This is a genomic window from Mammaliicoccus sp. JADD-157, from assembly GCF_049310805.1.
Classification (GTDB): Bacteria; Bacillota; Bacilli; order Staphylococcales; family Staphylococcaceae; genus Mammaliicoccus; species Mammaliicoccus lentus.
On the sequence record NZ_JBMOVZ010000001.1, the window covers coordinates 741,641 to 765,812 of the forward strand.

The following is a 24,172-nucleotide window of genomic DNA, read 5'->3' on the forward strand; positions in this document are numbered from 1 at the left end:
ATAATGGACTTTGTAAAGATAATAGTTACGGAGTGATAATTTTTGTTGAATTTGAAAGAATCGCGTCATATGTATTTAAAAGGTGAAGAAAGAGCAGTGCTATTGCTACACTCATTTACAGGCACTACAAGAGACGTTAAAGATTTGGCTTATAATCTAAACAAACAAGGATTTACGTGCTATGTACCGGCTTATAAAGGGCATGGGCTTAGTATCGAAGCGTTTTTAGATTACCAAATTGATGATTGGTGGAATCAAGTCTTAAAAAGCTATCAGTTCTTAATAGATGAAGGTTATGAAGAAATTAACGTATTAGGCGTATCCTTAGGTGGTTTATTTTCATTGAAACTCTCAGAAGAAAAGGATATAAATAAAAGTGTTATTATGTCAGCACCTAACAAAAAAGATAATAATAATATTAAGAGAAGAATAAAAAGCTATGGTGAACGGATGAATTACATACAAAATTTAGACGAGAATGAAAGCAAAAGACAAATAGCTTTGATAGATACTTACGATGAAGGTGCAACTAAATTTTGTGATTATATAGAAGATATCATGACTAATTTAAATAAAATACAAAATCCAATTAGCATTAAGTATGGTGAGCGAGATCAACAATCTTATAAAGAAAGTGCAGAATACATATATGAACATGTGAGTAGCAATGAAAAAATTTTAACAGCATATCCGAATTCATCTCATCTTATGACGCGCAGTGAGGATAAGGATGAAATAGAAGAAAATATTATAGCATTTTTGAAATAAAAAGACCGAGACATATAAATGTCTCGGTCTTTTTATTTCATAGTCCACCTAATAGACCACTGATATAAACTCCAAGTGCTAGTAACAAGCCGAAAATTGTATTGGCTTTTCCTGTAGCTGCCATAGCAGGCATCATGGATTGTGGTGTATTATTTTTATTAAAACGACGAATTGCTTTTATAGGAAATGGTGCTGAAATAAGTGCGATTAACCAAATGATAGAGCCATAAGGTTTGAATAGTGCTAAGTATATAACAAAGCCATAAGCAAAGATATAAAGTATCGCCATTGTTAGGATAGATAATTTTTTACCTACTAAAATTGCGTATGTTTTACGTCCGCTTTGTTTATCTTTTTCACGGTCTCTAATATTATTAGCTAAGTTGATAAGTCCAATTGTTATAGATACTGGAATACTTAACAACGCTGGATAGTAATTTATTGTTCCTGTTTGAATATAAAATGAAATCATTATAATGACAAATCCCATAAAGAAACCTGCAAATATCTCTCCAAATGGTGTCCAAGAAATTGGGAATGGTCCACCAGTGTAGAAGTAACCAATCGCCATACAAATAAGTCCTATTGGGATTAACAACCAAGTACTTTGCATACAAATATACACGCCTAGTAATAAAGCGATTATATAAAATATAATTGCGAGAGTGTATACTGAATTTGGCGACATACCATTTCTTACAATAGCTCCACCGATACCAACAGATGTGTGGTCATCTAAACCACGTTTGTGATCAAAATATTCATTGAACATATTTGTAGCTGCTTGTATTAATATGCTTGCTAATAACATTGCTAGAACAACTGAAATTTTTATAGAAGATTCTGAGCCTGTTAAGAATATTTTAGAAGCGGCTGTACCTAATAGCACTGGCACAAATGAAGCAGTTAAAGTATGTGGTCTCATCAAATGATAATATTTTTTAATACCTGAATGCTGTGATAAATTTTGTGACATTTATTTACCTCTTATATTAATATTTTTGACATTATTAGTATATGCTTTCACAAACAATAGGTCAATCACTGTAATTGTGTAATATTTTCACATATATTCATTTTAAAAAGTACAATAATTACGCATGTTGATAGAAAAAATGATAAAATAAATAAATAGATATATTTCGGAAAGAAGTGGAAGAGTGATGGCCTTGAGGACGGATTTGAAGCAAAATATGATTTCTGAAATCAAAGGGAATAAAAATTATATTTCAGTTGAAATTGAGCTTCAATATCAACCGGATTTAATTAATTTATTGAGGAAAGCAAATCATTATTTGGGACAAAGATTTTATTATAAATCGAAAGATCATAGATTAGAGATGTGTGGTATTGGCTATGTATTAGAAGCTAGATATTCACACCTAGAACACGATAAAATTTATGAGTATTGGCAAAGTATTAAAGAACAATTAGAAGCAAAAGTTTATCATGATAAAAAGCATCATTTGAAATTTTTCGGAGGATTCCAATTTTCTGAACATGCTTTGACGAATGAATGGAAAGACTACGGTATGAGTCATTTTGTCTTACCAAAATATTTAATAACAATTGAAGATGGACGTTGTTATTTAACTTATACAGAACAAAGCCAAAAGTTTAACATCGAAGAGATTAACGATATTTTATCAAAATTAGATGAATCAAAGCGAACAGATATTATTGAAATACCAACAATGATTTCTAATAAAGATATTCAAAGTGAAGAGTGGAAAGCTTTAGTAGATAAAGTAGTTCAATTTATGAAAGATTCGGTCGCATTACAGAAAGTAGTATTATCTAGAAGAAGACAAATTGTTTTTGAAAATGAAGTAAATATTGAAGATGCTTTACAGCGTTCATTGAATATAAATGAATCAAGTTATTTACTATTATTTGAGTCTGGTAAATCTCAATTTATTTCACAAACACCAGAACAATTATGCCAAATCAGTAATGGTATATTATATACAAACGCAATTGCGGGTACTATAAGTAGAACAGATGATGAAACAATAAACGAATTTTTGAAAGACGAATTATTAAATGATTCTAAAAACCAATTTGAACATCGATATGTCGTAGATAGTATTATTCACGATATTCAATCATTTACAAAGCACTTAGAATACGATAAAAAGCCTACAATATTAACTAATAAACATTTATATCATTTATATACGAAAATACAAGCTGATTTGTTATCAGAAAATGTATTAGAAATCGTTAATCAATTACATCCAACTCCAGCTTTAGGAGGTTTCCCGAAAGCAGAAGCAATGAGATTTATTGAGAATGAAGAATTTGGAACACGAGGTCTATATGGCGCACCATTAGGCTATATTGATTTAGAAGATAATGGTGAATTTATTGTATCTATTCGATCAATGTTAGTAAATGAAAATTCAGCAACATTGTATTCTGGCTGTGGAATTGTTAAAGATTCAAATGCAGAATCAGAATTTGAAGAAACAGATTTAAAATTTAAACCGATGTTAAAAGCACTAGGAGTGATGTAGATTTGAGTACACATACTGAAAGCTTAACTAAACAAGTATTTACGTTTGTTTCGAAATTATATGAACATGGGGTTGATGATGTTGTAATCAGTCCCGGATCTAGATCAACACCTTTAGCAATAGCTTGTGAAAGACATCCACATATTAAAACGTGGATTCATCCTGATGAAAGAAGTGCTGCATTTTTCGCTTTAGGTATTATTAAAGCTAATCAGAACCCTGTTGCGATAATCTGTACTTCAGGAACAGCGGCTTCGAACTATACACCAGCAGTTTCTGAAGCATATATAAGTAAATTACCGCTAATCGTTGTAACAAGTGATAGACCGCATGAACTAAGAAACATTGGTGCACCACAAGCTATTAATCAAGTAAATATGTTCCAAAACTTCACAAAATTTCAAATAGATATGCCTTTAGCAGATGAATCTGAAGGCACTATTAATACAATAAATATTAATATGATTAAAGCTGAAAAACATTTTGTAGGTCCACAAAGAGGGCCAGTGCATTTTAATTTTCCGTTTAGAGAACCATTATTACCGGATGTTAAATTGAGAAGATATCTATCTTCAAAAAGAAAAATAGAAACGAAGTATCAGAAGTCTATTGATTTTACAAATGTTCAAAATTATATCGAAAAACCTAGAGGTGTAGTTGTAGTAGGAGATACTCAAGGTCAAGATTTATCTCAAATATTGACTTATTCTGCTATTCATAACATCCCGGTTTTGGCTGATCCTTTAAGTAATTTAAGAGGTTTGAATCATCCAAACGTTATCGCAACATACGATGCATTGTTTAAAGGTGGTTTAAGTATCGAACCACAATTTATTATTAGAGTGGGGCAACCAGTAGTTTCTAAACAACTTAATAATTGGTTGAAAGAAGTTAAATGCCCTCAGATACTCGTACAAAATAACGATACACCAGATGCTTTTCCAAAAGTTCCAACAATTTCAGTTGAATTGAGCCCAAACGATTTCTTTAGACAAGCTCAAGATGTGACACCAACACAAAATAAAAATTGGTTGAAAAAGTGGCAAGCTATGGAGAAAGAAGCACGCGCGTTAATTGAGACGCATATTGAAGAAGAAGCTGACGAAGGTGCAGCAGTAGGAAGCTTATTGAAAAAAATGACTTCTAAAGATACTGTGTTTGTCGGCAACAGTATGCCAATTAGAGATGTAGATACATTCAATATTGATTCAAAAGCTGAAATTGCAGCAAATAGAGGCGCTAATGGTATCGATGGTGTTGTATCAACAGCGTTAGGTATGTCTGTTTATAGAAAAGTGACACTGATTATAGGAGACATCTCATTTTTCCATGATATGAATGGATTAATTATGAGCAAAGCTTATGATTTAGATATTACGATTATTTGTCTCAATAACAATGGTGGTGGGATATTTAATTACTTGCCACAAAAAGAAGAAGCACCAGAACATTTTGAAAAATTATTCGGTACACCGTTGAATCTTGATTTTCAGCATGTTGCGCATTTATTTGAATTAGGTTATGAAAAATTTGAAAATGTTTCAGATTACAAACGACAAACATTACCTCAATTCGGTTCATATTTATATGAAATTATGACAAATCGACAAGAAAATACGGAAACACATCGAGAATTATTTGGCAAAATGAAAGGTATTCAATATGTTAACTCATTACGTTAAAGGTGAACTGAATACAGATCAGCCAACACTTATTATGTTACATGGTTTTATTAGTGACCATACGACTTTTCATTTAGTAGAAGATAAAATCGTAAATAATGATATCAATATTATTGAAATTGAATTACCTGGTCATGGACAAGATAAATCTAGAATAGATGATGAGTGGAGTATGCATTTTATAGCTCAACAATTGTTGGAAGTTATAGAATATTATAATTTAAATCAAGTGTTCTTACACGGTTATTCTATGGGAGGGCGTGTAGCGCTTAGCTTTGCTATTCAACATCCACAAGTATTAAAAGGACTTATATTAGAAAGTGCTAGTCCTGGTATACAAGATAATGACGAGAAACAAAAACGTATTGAAGTTGATAAAAACAGAGCACAATTAATTAGTGAAATAGGCGTGACTGAATTTGTAAATGAGTGGGAGCAATTACCACTTTTCAATACTCAAAATCATCTGACTTCTAAGGAACGTAAAAGAATCCGTAAGATGAGATTATCTCAAAATGCAAAAGGACTTAGCAAATCTTTAATTGATTATGGTACTGGATCACAAACATCATATTGGGCAATGTTAGATCAGTTACAAACCCCTGTATGTATAATTGTTGGTTCAGAAGATGAAAAATTTATAAATATTGGTTCGAAAATGAATAATTGCTTTAAAAATAGTGAATTACACATAGTAAAAGAAGCTGGGCACACAATTCATGTGGAACAACCAACAAAATTTGATACAATAATAGTAGAATTTATTTTAGGAGGCACATTATGTCAAGACAATGGGAAACGATAAAAGAATATAAAGAAATTAAGTACGAATATTTTGAAGGTATTGCAAAAATTACAATTAACCGTCCAGAAGTTCGAAACGCTTTTACGCCATTAACAGTAAACGAAATGATTGATGCATTCTCAAGAGCAAGAGATGATGAAAGAATAGGTTCAATTATCTTAACAGGTGAAGGTGACTTAGCATTCTGTTCAGGTGGAGACCAATCTGTGCGTGGTCACGGCGGATATGTCGGAGACGACCAAATCCCTCGTTTAAACGTATTAGATTTACAACGTTTAATCCGTGTTATTCCTAAACCAGTAGTAGCAATGGTTAGAGGATATGCAATCGGTGGTGGACATGTATTACACATCGTTTGTGACCTTACAATTGCGGCAGAAAATGCAAGATTCGGTCAAACAGGACCAAAAGTAGGTTCATTTGATGCTGGATATGGTTCAGGTTATTTAGCTAGAATCGTTGGTCATAAAAAAGCTCGTGAAATTTGGTTCTTATGCCGTCAATATGATGCACAAGAAGCGGTTGATATGGGACTTGTAAATACAGTAGTACCTTTAGAGCAAATAGAAGACGAAACAGTACAATGGTGTCAAGAAATGATGGAACATTCACCAACGGCTTTACGTTTCTTAAAAGCAGCTATGAATGCTGATACAGATGGCTTAGCAGGATTACAACAATTCGCTGGCGATGCAACATTATTATATTATACATCTGATGAAGCAAAAGAAGGCCGCGATGCCTTTAAAGAAAAACGTAAACCAGACTTCGACCAATTTCCTAAATTCCCATAATATATAAAATAAGCATATCACTTTCATACTGAAATAATCAGTTAAGTGATATGCTTATTTATTTTGATTTAGTATAGTTTATTCATAATTATTAATATTTTAATAAATGTTTCTTAATTACATGCTCTATTAAATATGGTATTTCTTCAAATGCACTTTTAGTATGAATTCTTTCCGTTACTTGGTGGGCATCTTTACCGATAGGCCCAATGTTTAATACGGGAGCACTTATCTCTTTAATGTCATGAAATGGAATGAAATACGATTGATTGAAATTTGGTGTTTGTTCGATATAGCTTTCAAATCCATCATCATCTTGTCTATATTTTGCGTAACTTAAATCACTTATACCGTTAAAGAAATACTGTCTTTTAGATGTTCTATCGAATTGTTCTAGAGACTTTTGGCTAACCGTTTCAACAATTTCATCTATGAAAGAATCTTCTGATGAATGTGCCGCTGGATAATAGGGCGGTGCGAAAAATGTTATTACAGTTGGACCAAGGTTTTTTAACATATGCATTAGTTGGTCCGCAATTTCGATTGCTTGTGCCCGTTCATCACTTATTTGGTTAATAATTTGCTCAATAATTAAATTAACGTGTGCCTCTCCAAATTCTTCAATAGCTGTTAATTTTAGCTCCTTAAAAGTCATTATATTAATGTTGATTTTTCTAGATTGACCCTCGTTTTTTATAATATTTTGATAGATTTCTTCGCACTCTTTTACTGCTTTTTCAACGATGTTATTAAAAGTCTTGAATACATCTTCAGCATTTTTATTAAATAAGAATATATTATATAAAGCAACTGTTCTAAATGGTGTTTGTACATCATAATGTTCTTTAATATCACGACTCATTAGTGAGACTGGTAATGGTGTCGTTTCTTCTTTATATTCTTCTTTAAAAGTAGGGTTATATTCCATTTCTTTATTTATAAAACTTTGAATATAATTAGAGCTTAAACCTTGTGTTGGTTGACCTACATGAGTCTCTTTACCGTAACAGAGAACGGATGGCATTATTTTTCCAATCGTACCAGAATAAATATAGTGGTTGGAATCTTTTTCAGCTTGAGAGAAAGTCGGTTCACTATTTAAATGTAATTCAAATTCTAGTTGATCTTCTTTTCTTAATTGATTTAATTTTTCTACAGCTTTTAACATCCCGAGAGAACCAACTTCTTCATCAGGTACTGATACTACAATTATGTTGATATCCCAAGATTCATATATAGCTTTTTCTAAAGTTGACATATGTATCATAAGACCAGGTTTCATATCCATAGAGCCACGACCAAATAAATAATTGCCAGTCTTGATATCTTCTTTAGCATCCTCGGATAAATATTTATCATTTTCTTTAAAAATTTCTGTAAGTTTATCCATTTCAAATGCATGCATTTTATATTCGCTAAAGTCATCAATACCAACTGTATCGTAGTGACTAATACATATTAAGGTCTTCTTTGAGTTTGGTGCTTTATAATAAGCTAATACTGCATTTCGACCATCCCCAGTCGGTTGCAGTATAATTTGGTCTTCTCTTGATTTAAAATAATCTAGTTTTAAATATTCATCCTTTAAAAAATAAGGAAATGTTTTTTCACCTTCAGAATGTGTAATAGAAGCATGGCTTACTAATTTTTTTAGTAATTTTTCTCGTTCCTTACGTGTTTGCCATAATAAATTCATAAAAATCCAACCCCTTTAAGATAAATCTTGTATCATTTTTTCCAATCTATTAAGTCCTTCTTCTAATGATTTAAGGTCATAAGCGTATGAAATTCTAATATAACCTGTTCCTATATGTGTAAAAGCTGAACCTGGAACAACAGCAACATGATACTCCTCTAAAGCTTTTATACAAAAGTCATAATCATCTATACCAAAATGTGAAATTTGAGGGAAGATATAAAAAGCCCCTTCAGGTTTTTCTGATAAGACAAAACCTATTTCAATTAAACGATTATAGACATAATCACGACGTTCAATGTAAGCTTTATTCATTTCTTTAGGAGAATCAATACTGTGTGTAAGTGCTTCTATAGCAGCATACTGACTCGGAACATTTGCACAAATACAATTATAAGCATGTACAAAAGTTAATTGTTTCATTACATATTCTGGACCTAATAAAAAGCCAATACGTAACCCAGTCATCGAATGAGATTTACTTAAACCGCCTAATAAAATACATTGATCTTTAATTTCTTCATATGATGCGAAAGATGTATGTTGATCATTAAATGTATTTTCAGCATAAATTTCATCACTAACCACATAAATTGGGTGTTCTTTAAATACATCTACTAATGCTTCAACTTCATTTTTATGTAAAGTAATGCCTGTAGGATTATTAGGATAGTTAAGTAAAATTGCTTTAGTTTTATCAGTAATATGAGATTTTACTAGTTCAGGTGTTATTTTTAAATTTGTTTGGGTAGTATCTATATAAACAGGCTTTGCACCAAGCAATTCAACTAAAGGCACGTAACCAGCATAAACTGGAGCAGGGATGAGTACTTCATCACCTTGTTCTATAATGCCCCTTAATGCAGTGTCTAGCGCTTCACTTGCACCATTTGTTACTAATATTTCATTCGTATTAAAATAAGCATTAAAACGGTTTTCATAATATGATTTTATAACTTCTCGAAGTTTCAATAAGCCTGCATTATGAGAATAAGAAGTAAAATTATGATCAATAGCATCTTTCATAGCTTCTTTAACACGATTTGGTACATGAAAGTCGGGTTGTCCGACTGTCAGATTTATAACATCATCAATTTCAGGTATACGGTTAGAAATAGCTCTTATTCCGGATACTTGAAGTTTTGATGCAAAACGGTTTAACGGTAATTGCATTTTTTTCACCTCTTCAAAACGATAATTTAATTATAACGGTAATATAGCTACAAATAAATGAATATAGCAAAAATTTCGAAAACGTATTACAATAAGAAAAACATTACAAAAAATGGGGATGTTTACAATGGTAGATTTAAGTAAAATGAATCAGCGTTTAAAATTATTATTATCTTTAGATATTTTTGAATGGTTACCTCATCCGACATTTGTATTAGTGCAAAATAATGAAGAACAATGGATGATAACTTTTGAAGAAGATTCGATACATATTAGTAGGGCAGAAGTACAATTACCACACTTTCATAGGTTTTATTTTGGACAAGACAATCAATTAATTAAACGTGCTCAGTTTCATATTAAATTTAAAGCTAAAGCTGAAATGTCATTAGATGAAAAACAATTTGTATCAGATTTTATGAGACCATCTGAGAAAAAAGAAAATCCAATCTTGTTTATCCAATCAGAAACACCATATACACAAGAGTGGATTGATTACTTAACGTACTTGTTAAGTGCAGGATACGAGGTCTTAGAGAATATACGACGTAATAATCATCAATTAGCACCAATCACTCACAAGCATGTTCATATACCAGCTTATTTGTTAAATAGAGAAGAAAAATATATAGGTACAATATCTTATGAAACTTTAATAAGATAGTATACAAAAAGGATGTTTTCGCTAGTTTCTAGTGAAAACATCCTTTTTATTTTTAATTTATATTCTATTCTTTCTTTTTAGGTGGTTTTTTCATGTTTACAACTGGATTTGCATAATGTTTAACAAGATCAGTACTAAAGAAGTAAACAATTACAATGGTTATAGCGATGATTCCAATCCAAGCATATGGTTGTTCTATTAAAAACTTATCCCATGCTTGAGATCTGAACAGTCCAACGAATAACCCATGTAATAAATATATAAACATAGTTCTAGAACCGATGTATGTTAAAGATAGTTTTCGTTCAGGTATTAGATTCATAAAACTTAATGTTGAAACGAAAATAACAATATAAATAAATAGTCGTTTTAAGGCACTGTAAACAGTGACGTCACGATCAATTTCTGAATATGGTTTACTACCAAATAGCCATTCAAAATTATAATCAGTCATTAAATATGCAATAAAGATAACGATTAAACTTAGACAAGAAATCCAAAGATACTTTTTATTTCTTAGAATTATAGATTGCTCTTTATTAATATAATAACCTAATAAGAAAATAGGGAAGAACACGAAAGTTCTTGAAAGGCTTAATTTTGCATTAATAAAATCGAAGTATCCTACTAATAAACCTATAAAAATAGCAATAATAAAAGTAGCATATGGGTTGAAGTTTCTTACAAAATGTAAAATGATATGCCATGAAAATAGACTGACTAAGAACCACATTGCCCATTGAGGATCGAAGGGGCTAACATTTAATGTATCGTCTCTGTCTATAAAGTAATAATACAATCCATAAAAAACTTGGAAAATTAAATAAGGTAAAAGTAATTTAATAGTAATTTTCTTTATGTATCCTGGCTTACCAACACTTTTTGCAAAGAAACCCGAGATAAGTACAAATGCCGGCATATGGAAACTATATATAAACATATACAGCGCTTTAATTAAATGGTTATCGTTAATATAAGACCTTAATAAATGTCCAAACACCACTAGTACAATTAAGAAAAACCTGGCGTTATCAAAATAATGATCTCTTTCTTTATGATTTGTCATGAAAATACTCCCTTAAATCAAGTGTTTACGCTTTCTATGAAATGTAGATTATAAATTAAATAAGTTCAATGTACAAATATAATCTATTTTAAAATATAAAATCATCCAAATAAATGAGTCCGGAACATCAATAATTGTCCCGGACTTTATATTGTATTGGCAGTAGCTGACTGGGTTAAAAACACGCTTATATAAAGTTTTTCAACCCTAGTCATCCTTACCGGGTGGGACTACGAAATCTTTTTAAGAAAATGAGATTTCTGTCCCACTCCTCATGCTACTTCTATTGATTAAGATTTATATCGGTCAAAATCGTAATATTCGCCATCAGTTTGAATTTGTTGGTAAAAATCACTAATACGCTTAGCATTAGAAGTAGAAAAATCTACGCCAGTCGCATATTGATGTTCACCTGGGTTTTGAGGGTTAAAACGCATTTTATATAATGTGTTTTGTCCTGCATTAATGTAGTTACTAGAGATAAATTGAGCTCCACCAAAAATAGCTTTGGATGGTGTATCCCATCCTGCTTGTTGAGCGTATTTAATACCACCGTATAAAGCATTGTCATCAATAGCACCTACACCAAACATATTATAATATTTAGTATCTGATTTTAAATCAACTTTACCATCAGAATTAATACTACCACCTTTTGCTAAATCACTTGTGCCATTACCCGTTTCAAGAAGAGCGTGAGAAATTAAGTATATCTCGTTTACACCAACAGATTTTGCTGCTTCACTAAATGCTTCTCCTTGATTTTCTAATATACCTTTACCACGGAGTAATTCATTTAACTTAGAGACAGGAATATTTTGAGATTGATTTAAATCTAAAAATTGATATTTTTGTACTGGATCGTCAATATATTTACTTGTGTCCATTGCATCTTTAACTTCTGCTCTAGTCGCTTTTCTAACGCCACTTGGTAACACTTTTTTAGGCTCTGTGCCATTTTTTAAAGCCATTTGAATATCTACAGCTTCATCAAGTGTATAAGGGCTTGTTGAAGATTTTGTTGAAGTTTCTGCAATTTGTAAGTATTTAGCATTAATCCATACTGTTTGTCCATTTAATATACCTTTATACCAAAGTTCATTGCCAATTTGTTGAGATGTAATGACTTTGAAATAAGCGTAGTGATAATTTTGTAATGAACCTAATAACGTATTTTTAGAAGCATATGGCTCACTATAGAAATAACCAGTATTATCAGTGATTAAGTAATTTGTATAATTTTCTTGATACGCGATTGGTGTATTATTTACAGTGCTAGCTTTAATTGCTTCTGTCTTTTTAGGTGTAACAGTTGGTTGAGTGACTGTTTTTGGTTTTGTTGCATTTTGTAACTGTACATCTTGAGATTTAACCCAACCTAATGGTATAGCATTGTTATCTTGTAATAAATAAAATGTTTGATTGTTTATTACTGATTGTTTACCAATTTTAAATGTTTTTCCTGCTTTATTAACAGCTGGAACAGTTTTGTCATTATAAACAGAAGTATATACACCAGAAATATTTTTGTTTACTGTTCCTACATAATTTACTCGTTCTGTATTGGCTGTATAATTTTTATTAGTTTGAGCAACCTGACTAGGCTTCGCAACTTTATTGTTAGTTTGGGCTGCTGGTTTAGATTTAACAGCAGTAGAAGCGGCTGGTTGAGTGACTGGTTTCGCGTTGTTAGTTTGAACTTTATTAGTACTTACAGTCGGTTTAGGCTTCACAGCTGTATTATTATTTTGAGCTACTGGTTTAGGTTTAACAACACTAGAAACATCTGATTTACTTACAGGTTTAACGTTACTAGTTTGTTCTTTACTAGTACTTTCAACTGGTTTAGGTTTTACAACTGTATTATTTGGTTTTTGAGTTGGTTTAGGTTTAACAGAAGTTTGTAATTGTACATCACTTGCTTTAACCCAACCTAATGGTGTTGAATTATTATCTTGTAATAAATAAAATACTTGGTTGTTATAAGTAGATTGTTTACCAATTTTGAATGTTTTACCTGCTTTATTAGCAGCAGATTTTTGCTGATTATCATATACAGAAGTATATACGCCAGAAGCATTAGTGTTCACTTTACCAACATAGTCTACAACGATTGTGTTAGCAGGTTTTGAAACTACTGGCTTGCTAGGTTTGGCTTCAGGTTTAGTACTTGGCTTAGATACTACTGGCTTACTAGGTTTAGTATTAGGCTTAGATACTGTTGGTTTAGTACTTGGTTTAGATACTGTCGGGTTACTAGGCTTAGTAGTAGGTTTAGTTACTGGTTTAGTTGTTTCAGGCTTAGTAGGTGCTGTTAATAAACCAGTTTTGTATTGATATTTTTCCGTAACTAAGTCAACAAGTTCATCAAATGTATAATTATTTTCAGCAAACCAACCGTACGGATCACTGTGGTCTGTTCCACCTAAGAATTTAGATACAGCGTCGTGTGACCAAAGAGTACCAACGCCATCTCTCTCAGCACTATCTAATGATAATCCATAATAAGCTAAGTTCGTTGCAATATAATCTGCATAATTGTTAATAGAGCGAGCAAATCTATCGCTGCCATATACACGAACAAGTTCTACATGAATAAATCTTGGGTTTGCTTGTGCACCAGCACCCCATGCTAAATAGTCAGTAGGAGCTACTTCGATAATATTGTTATCATCTACATAAGCGTGTACGAACGCACTCTCATAATTATTTTTCATATAAGCAATCTCATTATGAATTGTAGAGTTAGGGTTTGCAGTTTCGTGAGCAACAATTCCTTCAGGTTTCCCAACCCCATTTCTATAAGGGATTTTTGGAATGTGGCTAGAGAAATCTTCTACATATTTAGGAACAGTATAGTTATTATTTCTTATTTGATTGTTAATTGATGAATTAACTGCAGCTTCATATTGAACATTAGCTGCTCTTACTTTAGGAGCACTTGGTGCATTTAGAGCCGTTCTAAATTTAGTGCTGTTACTTTGTGGAGCAGCAGAACGTGACTGGATTTCCACATTTTTAGAAGCAACTTTAGGTTCACTAATATTAGTCTCGTTGGCTTGATTAGTTTGGTTATTTTCATCAGATTTCGCATCATTAGAAGTATTATCTTCTTTAGATTGCTCTTTAATATTCTCGTTATTGTCTTGTTCTACGTCAGATGTATTATCTTCAGCATTAACATTATCAGATGTAGTGTCATCAGAAGTATTGTCATCTTCCGCTTGCTCTTGATCATTAGCTTTTTCATCAGAGTCTTGCTCTACGTCAGATGTATTATCTTCAGCATTAACATTATCAGATGTAGTGTCATCAGAAGTATTGTCATCTTCCGCTTGCTCTTGATCATTAGCTTTTTCATCAGAGTCTTGCTCTACGTCAGATGTATTATCTTCAGCATTAACATTATCAGATGTTGTGTCATCAGAAGTATTGTCATCTTCCGCTTGCTCTTGATCATTAGAATTAACATCAGAGTCTTGTTCTACCTCAGAAGAGTTGTCTTCAGCATTAACATTATCAGATGTAGCGTCATCAGAAGTATTGTCATCTTTCGCTTGTTCTTGATCATTAACTTTTTCATCAGAGTCTTGCTCTACGTCAGAAGAGTTGTCTTCAGCATTAACATTATCGGATGTAGTGTCATCAGAAGTATTGTCATCTTTCGCTTTTTCTTGATCATTAGTATTTACATCAGAGTCTTGCTCTACGTCAGATGTATTATCTTCAGCATTAACATTATTAGATGTAGCGTCATCAGAAGTATTGTTATCATTCGCTTGCTCTTGATTATTAGCATTTACATCAGAGTCTTGTTCTACGTCAGATGCATTATCTTCAGCATTAACATTATCAGATGTAGAGTCATCTTGATCCTGTTCTTGATTGCTAGAATTTTCAATAGGATTATTAGCTACATTGGAATAATTATTTTCTTGTGTAGTCTCATTTGAAGTTTGTTGTTCTGTAGTTTCAACGTCATCAATAATTGATGGGTCTTTGTATTCTTTACTACCAGAAATATTTAAAGATTGGTTTTGTAATTCTTGTTTTTCTTTCTGAATTTGATTTGCATTATCGTGTTGTTCAATGATGTTCGAATCTTTATTGCTCTTTGTTTCTTCGGCATTAACTTGATGAGTTACAAGTGTCGTACCTGCTAACGTCATGGCAACAATTGCGGGTGTCTTATAATAGAATTTTTTATCCATATACAATCTCCTTTGAAATAGGTATTATATTATTTAATACTAAGTATAAAGGTTATTAGAAGAAATAATCCTAAAAACACAGATTTGTAATCTAACTTTAATATTTTGTATTAATAATTTTTATAACTTAAAAAAGCTTTTTCATGTAAAAGTGGGGGATGTTTTCTTCTAAAAATTCCTCGCCTTCAGCTTTATATCCTAATTTTTCATAAAATACTTTAGCATGTGATTGTCCATTTAATGCTGTTCCAATGAAACCATCTTCTTTTGCTTTTTCATTTATAAAATTCATCACATCTTTGCCGTAACCGAAACTTCTAAATGGTTTTAACACTGCTACACGTTCTACTTTAGCTAAGCCATCTTCATATACTCTATATCTACCAACAGCAGCAGGTTGGTTTTCATGATATAGAATAACGTGTTTAGCTATATCTTCAAATTTATCTATTTCAGCTTCTAAAACTACACCTTGTTCTTTTACAAAAACTTCTTTTCTAATGTTAAGCGCATCATTTTTCTCTTTATCATTTTCAACTATTTTTATCATAATATTTCCTCCTAAAAGTGAATGGATTTATTATACATTAAAATGAAATATAAAAAAAAGCTCATAATCCAATTGTTGAAAAACAGTGGATTGTGAGCTTTTTGTAAGGAAAGAGATTTCCGAACTTTATCTATATTTATAATGCTTCTCTTCTGACGATAGCTGTATATTGCCAAAAAAGTCTTAGTTGGTGAATGTTCCAATTTGTTACACCCATTGTATAGCCGCTTGGTGTAAAAATTTGAATTTGACTTGTTTCAAGTGCTGCTGCTACAAGGTATTGTAAGTGCACACTTAGTGATTGCATTTCTTCAGTTAAGCCTGTTTCTGTATACACCCATGAAAAAGGAAGTGAATTTTCAAAAATATTGATGAGATTAAATATTTCTGGTATCGCAATGACATAACATGCGCCATCAACAACAGGGTCATTTTCAGCTTGACTATAATAAACTATTAAAGCTTCATAATTTTCCCGATGTTCATGATTAACGAAATATAGATTTTTTCTGAAGTGTGATAAATCTCCCGCATGAACAATTTGATTTTCTAATGCATCGAACATTTTATTGATTTGTTCATATTTTTCGTATGTTTTTCGCTTTGTCATATTATGCCTCCTTTCTTAATATTGGTCTGGGCTAGGTTCTGCACTTTGATTAAATCCTTGATTATTTTGAGCCGGAGCTTCCTGAGCTGGTGCATTCTGCTGTGGTACTTGTTGTTCCTGTTCTTGTGCATCATTGGAAGGAACATTTTGATCTGGTACTGCTTCTTGTTGTGGTACTTGTTGTTCCTGCTCTTGTGGTGGTTGTTCTACAGACTCTTCAGGTGCCGGTTCTACAGCAGGTTCAACGGTATCATTACCATCTGTATCGGCTGTACCGTCTTGTAATTGCTTTTTAGTAACTTCAACATACGGCATTAAATCACCATACGCTTGAATCATGAGATAATTCATAAAGTCTGTTTTCTTAGTAGTTGACAAGTTTAAGTCTTTTCTCAATTTATTTGAGAGTTTAACTAAGTTATCTAAATCTGGATTGAAGAAATAAACACCATTCACATTAGAATCTGTACCAACTAGTTGTTCAGATTCGATTTTAACTTTACTAGATGAATAAGTTGTTGCTAAATTTTGAATATCTTTGAAAGAGAAATTATGTTTAGCATTTTTACCGACTATTTTCACTAAGTCATCTAATTTATTTATAGAATTTGTTTCTTGCGCTTTTCTAATGATTGCTTTAATCATTTCCATTTGACGTTTACCACGTTCTAAATCTGAATCTTGTTTTCTAGAACGGACAACAGCTAGTGCTTCATCACCGCTTAAGTTATGTTTACCTTTTTTGACTTTAATTCTACCTTTATCTTCCGTGTTAGGTTCATTTAAATCAAATGGCACATTAAATTCTACACCGCCAAGTTCGTCTATTACTTCAACGAATGCTTCCATATTTATTCTCGCGTAGTAATCAACAGGAACATTTAAAGTTGATTCTACACTATCCATTGAACCTTCAGGACCGTCAATAGCATGAGCATGTGTGATTTTGTCATAATATTTCACTGCTGGGACATAACTCAACGTATCTCTTGGGATACTGACCATTCTAATTTGTTTTTTATCTCTATTAAATGTTGTATAAATCATAGCATCTGTACGTGATTGATTAGCTTTTTGGCCACCTTCACGTCTTGATGTGCTATCATCGACACCTAAAAATAATACTGATATATGATCTAAACTAGGATCTACTGGTTTATCTCTTAAAGAAGATTTGCTTTTATTGGATTCTAGGAACGAATCATTAATAGCACCTCTAGTTTCAAGATAAAGCATTAGGCCGAATACAACAGGTAAAATCATAAGAACGACTGACATTAAAATTAAGCCTATTTTTGCGAATCTCTTCATATTATATATATACCCTTCCGTCTGTAGTCTTTATTTATTTTTGCATATTATACATCATACTCGATTTTACAAGTAAAATTCAACAATTTAAATGAATTATGTTTATTGAAACCAATTGTTGTAATGTTAAATTGTTGTAAAATTTATGGAAATGGTGTAAATTATAGTGAAGAATGTGAGGTGATACAAATGGCAAAAGTGCTTGAAAAAGATTTAAGTAGAGCGAGTGAGCAAATAGTACTGAATAAAGATAATACTTACGATGTTATAAAACCACAAACGATTAATGTGCTTGGTTTGCCATTTGCAAACCTAACCGCAAATGAAATATTAGATCGTGTGAAATATTTTATCAATCAAGATACATTTGATAATCTCTTTATCGTAACTGCAAATCCAGAGATTGCTCACTATGCATATAACAATAACCATTACCAAAGACGCATTAAACATGCAGACTATATTGTTCCAGATGGTATTGGTATTGTGAAAGCTGCCAAATATTTAAAAACACCATTAAAAGAACGCGTACCTGGTATTGAATTAATGGAAGAAATGTTGAATATCGCAAATGCTAGTAGTAAGAAGGTATTCTTACTCGGCTCTTCAAAAGAAGGCGTTAAAGAAACAAGAAAGATATTAGAAGAACAATATCCTAACATTACATTTGATCATAAACATGGTTATAAACATGTATTAGATTATAAAGTAACGAAGAAAGTAAAAAAATTCAATCCTGATTTTATTTTTGTTGCAATGGGCTTCCCTAAACAAGAAGATTGGATTTATTACAACCGTCACCATTTTGAACACACAGTTATGATGGGTGTAGGAGGTTCATTTGATGTTATTAGTGGTAACGTTAAACGTGCTCCTGAAGTCTTTCAAAAACTTAACTTAGAATGGTTATATCGTATTATTACAGATTTAAAACGAGTTGAACGTGCGATGAAAATACCACTCTTTATGAAAGAAGTTCAAATTCAAAAACGTATAGTGCCTAAGAAAGGCAAGCATGATTATATGAAGACGAGATAAATCAAAATGATTTTAGATACCTTGTTATATGAATTAGCTATTTAATTAGTTTAATTTATAACAAGGTATTTTTTATTATTTATTTTTGAAAGTGATAAAATAAAACTAACTTAATTAGAAAGTGAGTCACTTTTATGAATATATTATCATTAATTGAGAGACAAGTAGTAAACAAGAGTAAACATGCAGCTATGATTGTTGGAAATGACCAAGTGAGCTATCAAAAATTATGGCAAGATTCACATCATTTAGTTTATAAATTAAAACAATTTCCTAATAATGCGAAAATAGGTATTGCTATAGAAAATCCAATATCATTTATAAAGTGGTATGTTGCTATTTTAATCAATAAACAGATACCGTGTGTAATTGACCCTCATTTAAACAAAGATAAATTGGATTGCTTAATCGAGGAATATAACCTTGATGGATTAATCAATAACAAATCAAATGTATTTAAATATAATATGCCACTTAAAGATAAACTAGAAAATATATTGCATATTGGATTTACCTCAGGAACAACAGGATTACCTAAAGCATATTTAAGAAATCATGAATCGTGGGTTAAATCTTTTGAATACAATGATATGTTAATTGATAATAATATCGGTGTGTTAGTTGCGCCAGGGCCTCATGCCCATTCATTATCTTTATATGTTATGATCTATGCACTATGTACTGGTAGAGCATTTATTGGGCAGGTACAATTTGATACGTTATCTTTGTCAAAAGTATTACAACAAAATACAGATTCAAAAGCAATGTTTATAGTACCTACAATGTTACACAGTATGATGAATCATAATCTAAAATTAAATAAAGTTGAGACTATATTTACTTCTGGTTCTAAACTTTCTCTTCCAATGTTCAACAAATTTAAAGAAATATATCCTGAAATTAAATTAATTGAGTTTTTTGGAAGTTCTGAAGCTAGTTTTATTAGTTATAATATAGATGGTAAAGCAGCATATAATTCAGTAGGCTATTTATTTCCAAGTGTGAAAGTGAAATTAAAGGATAAAGATCAAAATAATATAGGTAAATTGTACGTTAAAAGTGATATGACTTTTAGCGGATATTTAGATGATAATATAGAAGTAAATTGGGTGAAGGTTGGTGACTGGGCTTCTCTCTCTGAAAACGGAGAACTATACTTATACGGTAGAGAAAGCAATCGGCTAATTATAGGAGGAAGAAACATCTACCCAGAAATCATAGAACAAGAACTAGTTAAATTAGATGGTATTGATGAGTTAATGATTTTAAGTGAGAAACATAATAAATTTGGTGAAATAGCGGTTTTGTTATATAAAGGAAGTACATTTCTTTCTCATGTGGAATTGAAACGTACATTACTAAGCATAGGTTTAAACCGATATGAAATTCCATCAAAACTCATTAAAATTCAAAAATTCTTATATACATCTAGTCATAAAATAGCTAGGAATTTGATAGAAGAGGCTTATAAAGAAGGCGGTGCAAAATGGAAGCAGTTATTGTAGAAGCAAAAAGGACTCCTTTTGGAAAATATGGCGGCATTCTTAAACATTTGGAACCTGAAGAATTATTAAAACCACTCTATAATTATTTGAAAGATAATCATAATGAAGCAATAGAGTACTTAGAAGAGGTTGTTTTGGGAAATGTGATAGGGAACGGTGGAAATATAGCTAGAAAATCTTTATTAGAAGCTAAACTATCACAACATATACCGGGGGTAACGATAGATAGACAATGTGGCTCGGGATTAGAAGCTGTTACATATGCTTGTAGGATGGTTCAAGCAAATGCTGGTGAAGTATATATAGCTGGAGGTGTTGAAAGTACGAGTAGAGCTCCTTGGAGAATAAAACGACCACAATCAATATATGAAACTGAACCTCCACAGTTTTATGAGCGAGCTTCATTTGCATCAGAAGGATCCGATCCTTCTATGATTGAAGCGGCTGAAAATGTTGCACAAGTATATAATGTATCTCGAAAATCTCAAGATGAGTATGCTTATAGTAGTCATCAAAAGACTTTGCAGGCTATTAAACAAGGACATTTATTACAAGAAATCTTACCACTAAAAGTAAGAAATGAAACTGTTGATAAAGATGAAAGTATAAAACCTAGATTAAATTTAAAGACTTTATCTAGATTAAAACCATTCATTCAAAATGGCACGGTCTCAGTAGGTAATAGTTGTATGAAAAATGATGGCGCAGTATTGCTGCTTATTATGAGTAAAGAGAAAGCTATTTCATTAGGCTATAAAGAAGGTTTAGAATTTGTGAATAGTGCTGTTTCTGGCGTGAATCCTAATTTGTTAGGAATTGGACCTGTACCAGCAGTTGAAAAATTATTAAAAGGAGAACATTTATCAATTAAAGATATTGATGTCGTTGAATTTAATGAAGCATTTAGCTCACAAGTACTAGCATCAAAAGAGTTGTTAAATATTCCAGATATTAAATTTAATATTTATGGTGGAGCATTGGCAATAGGCCATCCATACGGAGCTAGTGGAGCACAACTAGTAACGAGGTTATATCATATGGAGCAAATGGAATATTCCATAGCTACGATGGGTATAGGAGGCGGTATGGGACATGCGACATTATTTAAACGATGGAAAAGAGAAGATTGAAGTTTTGTTTAATCTTAAAGATGTAGAAAATTATAAAATGTTAGTTTCTATAAACGAGGACAGTCTTTATGTTCCGCCATTGTATATTGCAAAAGTTTGGCCGAAATTCAAAATATTTAGTCGCTATATTAATAAGGAAATTTTATTAAGAGAAACTGAAATAAATTCATACAAAGGATTAAAAGTAGACATCCCATATAATGCAACATTATATAAAGAGACTTCAAAGCAATTAAAAAAATATAAACTACATACATTTTGCTTAATGATTTCAAAAGATAAAACAACTTATTTAAAAATAAAACAAAATTTTGTCGAAAAGAGTGAATATTAATGAAGTTTGATCATCGAATGGTTCAAAACTATTTAGAATTGATTGAGGATTCAAACCCAGTACATGATGAAATTGTTCCAGGACAACTTGTTTGTGAGTGGCTATTACATAACGTTGAATGGAATAGTTTTAAAATAAAATATAAACAACCAATTTCAATAAATGAAAAGTTATATAAAGAAGAACAAGAAACGTTAATAAGATGTTCAAATAGTGAAGGTGTAACAAAGATAGAAATAATAAAATGTTAATAAAAAAGTAGGAACGGGACAGAAATTTTTTTAAAAAAGATTTCGTAGAATTGTCTCGCCAAGGATGACTAGGATTGAAAAAAACTTGACATAAGCACATTTTTAATCCAGTCAGCTACTTACAATATAACAAAAGAGACTGAGGCATTCATTTATGTCTCAGTCTCTGCTATTAGGGCGGGAGTATGAAATCTTTTTATTTAACGTAAAATCTTGTAGCATCTAATTCGTCTTTAAAAGCTTTCTTATCTTTAGCCGATTTTTGATTAAATTCTTTTAGGAAGGATTGGTATTTTGGTAGCACTTCTTCTGTATCACCAAATTCTTTCAGTCTTCCCCCTTCAATCCAAGCTATTTTTGTGCAGAAATCTTTAACTTGATTAATATTATGACTCACAAAGAATATTGTTTTTCCAGCTTCTTTAAATTGGTTCATTTTGTCTAAACTTTTCTTAGTAAATGTTTGGTCTCCAACTGATAAAGCCTCGTCAATTACAAGAATATCAGGATTAACCGTGACGTTTATTGCAAAACCAAGCTTAGATTTCATACCACTAGAATATTTCTTGACCGGTTGGTATATAAACTCGCCTAGTTCTGAGAATTCGATAATTTCAGGAGTCAGTTTTTTAATTTCTTTTTTAGTAAATCCTAATAAAAGCATTTTATATTCAATATTATCAACGCCATTTAATTGTGCATTTAAACCAGAATTGATTGCTATAACATTTACATCGCCATGACGTTCTATAATACCTTCAGTGGGCTGTAATGAACCGCCAATAATATTACTCAATGTTGATTTGCCTGATCCGTTAATACCGACTAGACCGATGATATCTCCTTCATAGGCAGTAAATGTAATGTCTTCTAATGCAAAAAAGCGTTTAGACTTAAAATTTGGAATAAAAACGTCTTGTAATCTTTCTTTATTAGTTCTGAAAATTTTATATTCTTTTGTTAGGTTTTTAATAACTACTGATTCTTTCATTTGTATCCATTCCTTAAAATTAGTAACATATCTATTATGCATTATTTTATCGATTTAGTAAATTTATTGTAAATTATGTGAGAATAATGTAAATTATATATGTTCTATAATTCTGTTATTAACCGTTATAAATATATCATCTAACGTAAAATGATGCTATATTTATGATTAGGTTATAAATGTAAAAGCGAAAGAGTGATATTAATGCAAGCTGTATTAACAGTGATAAAGGAACACTTTAAAAACTTTTATTTAATTCAAAGGTTAGCACGATTCCAATTGAAAATTTCTAACCATGATAATTATCTAGGTCTAGCTTGGGAGTTAATTAACCCTATTCTACAAATAGGTGTTTATTGGTTTGCATTTGGTTTCGGTATACGTCAAAACGCACCGGTAGATGGGATACCATTTATATTTTGGCTATTAGTAGGTATTAGTATGTGGTTCTTTGTAAACCAAGGTATTCTTGAAGGCACAAAATCTATATCTACCAAATTTAACCAAGTAGCAAAAATGAATTTTCCTTTATCAGCAATTCCTGCTTATATCCTAACAAGTAGGTTTTATGGACATATTATTTTAGTTTTAGTTATTATTTTAATTTGTATGACAACAGGAATATTCCCGTCTGTTTATGTTTTTCAATTAGTTATATATTTACCAATGGTATATGCATTTGCTTTTTCTGTTTCGATGTTAACATCAACTTTAGGTGTGTTAATTCGAGATACTCAAATGGCCATGCAAGCAGTTCTGAGAATGTTATTTTACTTATCACCAATATTATTCGTACCTGATAAAGGTTCTATAGTAGAAATGTTTATGAAATTTAATCCGGTATACTTCTACGCTCAGGCGTATAGGGCGTCAATATTATATGATTATTGGTACATAGTTGAGCATTGGAGACTAGCTCTTTATAATGTCTCCGTCATTGCTTTATTCTTTGTAATTGGATCGATACTACATGTTAAATTTAGACAAAGATTTGCTGACTTTATTTAAATCTAAATAATTCAAATAAGGATTGCTCAAGAGAGTAATCCTTATTTTGTAAATTCAACTTAAGTTAGG

The 24,172-nt window shown here is 31.4% G+C and carries 21 protein-coding genes; 12 read left to right on the forward strand and 9 right to left on the reverse strand.

The features are described 5' to 3' along the window. Positions 1 to 42 precede the first annotated feature (42 nt). Positions 43 to 768 (forward strand): alpha/beta hydrolase, encoded by a 726-nt coding sequence (locus tag ACO6VN_RS03815; RefSeq protein WP_194200921.1) that lies wholly within the window; start codon positions 43 to 45, stop codon positions 766 to 768. Positions 769 to 805: 37 nt separating this feature from the next. On the opposite strand, the gene ACO6VN_RS03820 is transcribed toward ACO6VN_RS03815, so the two are convergent. Further along, positions 806 to 1,744 (reverse strand): 1,4-dihydroxy-2-naphthoate polyprenyltransferase, encoded by a 939-nt coding sequence (locus tag ACO6VN_RS03820; RefSeq protein ID WP_064204879.1) that lies wholly within the window; start codon positions 1,742 to 1,744, stop codon positions 806 to 808. A 205-nt stretch (positions 1,745 to 1,949) separates the two neighbouring features. Here ACO6VN_RS03820 and ACO6VN_RS03825 point away from each other — a divergent pair, with 205 nt between their 5' ends. The 4 genes from ACO6VN_RS03825 to menB are packed head-to-tail and all read left to right on the forward strand — an operon-like array spanning position 1,950 to position 6,565. Then, on the forward strand, positions 1,950 to 3,284 hold the full coding sequence (locus tag ACO6VN_RS03825) for an isochorismate synthase (RefSeq protein ID WP_422404249.1): 1,335 nt from the start codon (positions 1,950 to 1,952) through the stop codon (positions 3,282 to 3,284). A gap of 2 nt (positions 3,285 to 3,286) precedes the next feature. Then, positions 3,287 to 4,966 (forward strand): 2-succinyl-5-enolpyruvyl-6-hydroxy-3-cyclohexene-1-carboxylic-acid synthase, encoded by a 1,680-nt coding sequence (gene menD / locus ACO6VN_RS03830; RefSeq protein WP_017000696.1) that lies wholly within the window; start codon positions 3,287 to 3,289, stop codon positions 4,964 to 4,966. Continuing rightward, positions 4,947 to 5,771, forward strand: coding sequence for a 2-succinyl-6-hydroxy-2,4-cyclohexadiene-1-carboxylate synthase (gene menH, locus ACO6VN_RS03835; RefSeq protein WP_194200918.1), 825 nt, complete (start codon positions 4,947 to 4,949; stop codon positions 5,769 to 5,771). Before menD ends, menH begins: the two co-directional genes overlap by 20 nt. Beyond that, positions 5,744 to 6,565 carry a 1,4-dihydroxy-2-naphthoyl-CoA synthase gene (menB, locus tag ACO6VN_RS03840; RefSeq protein ID WP_174700893.1) on the forward strand — a complete coding sequence of 274 codons (822 nt, stop codon included), beginning with the start codon at positions 5,744 to 5,746 and terminating at the stop codon, positions 6,563 to 6,565. The genes menH and menB overlap by 28 nt, the downstream gene beginning before the upstream one ends. A gap of 91 nt (positions 6,566 to 6,656) precedes the next feature. On the opposite strand, the gene ACO6VN_RS03845 is transcribed toward menB, so the two are convergent. Together ACO6VN_RS03845 and ACO6VN_RS03850 are read right to left on the reverse strand one after the other, a co-directional pair. After that, positions 6,657 to 8,261 carry a M20/M25/M40 family metallo-hydrolase gene (locus ACO6VN_RS03845; protein ID WP_216683320.1) on the reverse strand — a complete coding sequence of 535 codons (1,605 nt, stop codon included), beginning with the start codon at positions 8,259 to 8,261 and terminating at the stop codon, positions 6,657 to 6,659. Positions 8,262 to 8,276: 15 nt separating this feature from the next. Further along, positions 8,277 to 9,434: an aminotransferase class I/II-fold pyridoxal phosphate-dependent enzyme gene (locus ACO6VN_RS03850; protein ID WP_216683321.1), complete on the reverse strand. Its 1,158-nt coding sequence runs from the start codon at positions 9,432 to 9,434 to the stop codon at positions 8,277 to 8,279. Positions 9,435 to 9,561: 127 nt separating this feature from the next. Here ACO6VN_RS03850 and ACO6VN_RS03855 point away from each other — a divergent pair, with 127 nt between their 5' ends. Next, positions 9,562 to 10,098, forward strand: a complete 537-nt coding sequence (locus ACO6VN_RS03855) for a hypothetical protein (protein ID WP_016999618.1) — start codon at positions 9,562 to 9,564, stop codon at positions 10,096 to 10,098. Positions 10,099 to 10,162: 64 nt separating this feature from the next. On the opposite strand, the gene ACO6VN_RS03860 is transcribed toward ACO6VN_RS03855, so the two are convergent. The 5 genes from ACO6VN_RS03860 to ACO6VN_RS03880 all read right to left on the reverse strand — a co-directional run bounded on the left by ACO6VN_RS03860 (position 10,163) and on the right by ACO6VN_RS03880 (position 17,846). Continuing rightward, positions 10,163 to 11,164 (reverse strand): acyltransferase family protein, encoded by a 1,002-nt coding sequence (locus ACO6VN_RS03860; RefSeq protein WP_194200915.1) that lies wholly within the window; start codon positions 11,162 to 11,164, stop codon positions 10,163 to 10,165. 290 nt (positions 11,165 to 11,454) lie between these two features. Then, on the reverse strand, positions 11,455 to 15,375 hold the full coding sequence (locus ACO6VN_RS03865; RefSeq protein WP_422404250.1) for a glucosaminidase domain-containing protein: 3,921 nt from the start codon (positions 15,373 to 15,375) through the stop codon (positions 11,455 to 11,457). Between the two features lie 127 nt (positions 15,376 to 15,502). After that, positions 15,503 to 15,925, reverse strand: coding sequence for a GNAT family N-acetyltransferase (locus tag ACO6VN_RS03870; protein ID WP_216683081.1), 423 nt, complete (start codon positions 15,923 to 15,925; stop codon positions 15,503 to 15,505). A gap of 136 nt (positions 15,926 to 16,061) precedes the next feature. Beyond that, positions 16,062 to 16,535 carry a DUF2538 family protein gene (locus tag ACO6VN_RS03875; protein ID WP_194200912.1) on the reverse strand — a complete coding sequence of 158 codons (474 nt, stop codon included), beginning with the start codon at positions 16,533 to 16,535 and terminating at the stop codon, positions 16,062 to 16,064. A gap of 15 nt (positions 16,536 to 16,550) precedes the next feature. Continuing rightward, positions 16,551 to 17,846, reverse strand: a complete 1,296-nt coding sequence (locus tag ACO6VN_RS03880) for an LCP family protein (RefSeq protein WP_216683082.1) — start codon at positions 17,844 to 17,846, stop codon at positions 16,551 to 16,553. Positions 17,847 to 18,035: 189 nt separating this feature from the next. Here ACO6VN_RS03880 and ACO6VN_RS03885 point away from each other — a divergent pair, with 189 nt between their 5' ends. From ACO6VN_RS03885 to ACO6VN_RS03905, 5 genes are all read left to right on the forward strand, one after another. After that, a complete protein-coding gene (locus ACO6VN_RS03885) occupies positions 18,036 to 18,884 on the forward strand; it encodes a WecB/TagA/CpsF family glycosyltransferase (protein WP_016999624.1) in 849 nt (282 codons plus the stop codon). Positions 18,885 to 19,018: 134 nt separating this feature from the next. After that, on the forward strand, positions 19,019 to 20,389 hold the full coding sequence (locus ACO6VN_RS03890) for an AMP-binding protein (RefSeq protein ID WP_194200910.1): 1,371 nt from the start codon (positions 19,019 to 19,021) through the stop codon (positions 20,387 to 20,389). Then, positions 20,371 to 21,519: a thiolase family protein gene (locus ACO6VN_RS03895; RefSeq protein WP_422404251.1), complete on the forward strand. Its 1,149-nt coding sequence runs from the start codon at positions 20,371 to 20,373 to the stop codon at positions 21,517 to 21,519. Before ACO6VN_RS03890 ends, ACO6VN_RS03895 begins: the two co-directional genes overlap by 19 nt. Then, complete coding sequence (locus ACO6VN_RS03900; protein ID WP_422404252.1) at positions 21,482 to 21,853, forward strand: protein vraC; 372 nt, start codon at positions 21,482 to 21,484, stop codon at positions 21,851 to 21,853. The genes ACO6VN_RS03895 and ACO6VN_RS03900 overlap by 38 nt, the downstream gene beginning before the upstream one ends. Next, positions 21,853 to 22,104 (forward strand): hypothetical protein, encoded by a 252-nt coding sequence (locus ACO6VN_RS03905; RefSeq protein ID WP_016999628.1) that lies wholly within the window; start codon positions 21,853 to 21,855, stop codon positions 22,102 to 22,104. The genes ACO6VN_RS03900 and ACO6VN_RS03905 overlap by 1 nt, the downstream gene beginning before the upstream one ends. 196 nt (positions 22,105 to 22,300) lie before the next feature. Here the strand turns inward: ACO6VN_RS03905 and tagH are convergent, their stop codons facing one another. Further along, on the reverse strand, positions 22,301 to 23,095 hold the full coding sequence (gene tagH, locus ACO6VN_RS03910; RefSeq protein ID WP_216683087.1) for a teichoic acids export ABC transporter ATP-binding subunit TagH: 795 nt from the start codon (positions 23,093 to 23,095) through the stop codon (positions 22,301 to 22,303). A 204-nt stretch (positions 23,096 to 23,299) separates the two neighbouring features. On the opposite strand from tagH, the gene ACO6VN_RS03915 reads away from it, so the two are divergent. Further along, on the forward strand, positions 23,300 to 24,103 hold the full coding sequence (locus tag ACO6VN_RS03915) for an ABC transporter permease (protein ID WP_216683228.1): 804 nt from the start codon (positions 23,300 to 23,302) through the stop codon (positions 24,101 to 24,103). Positions 24,104 to 24,172: the final 69 nt, after the last annotated feature.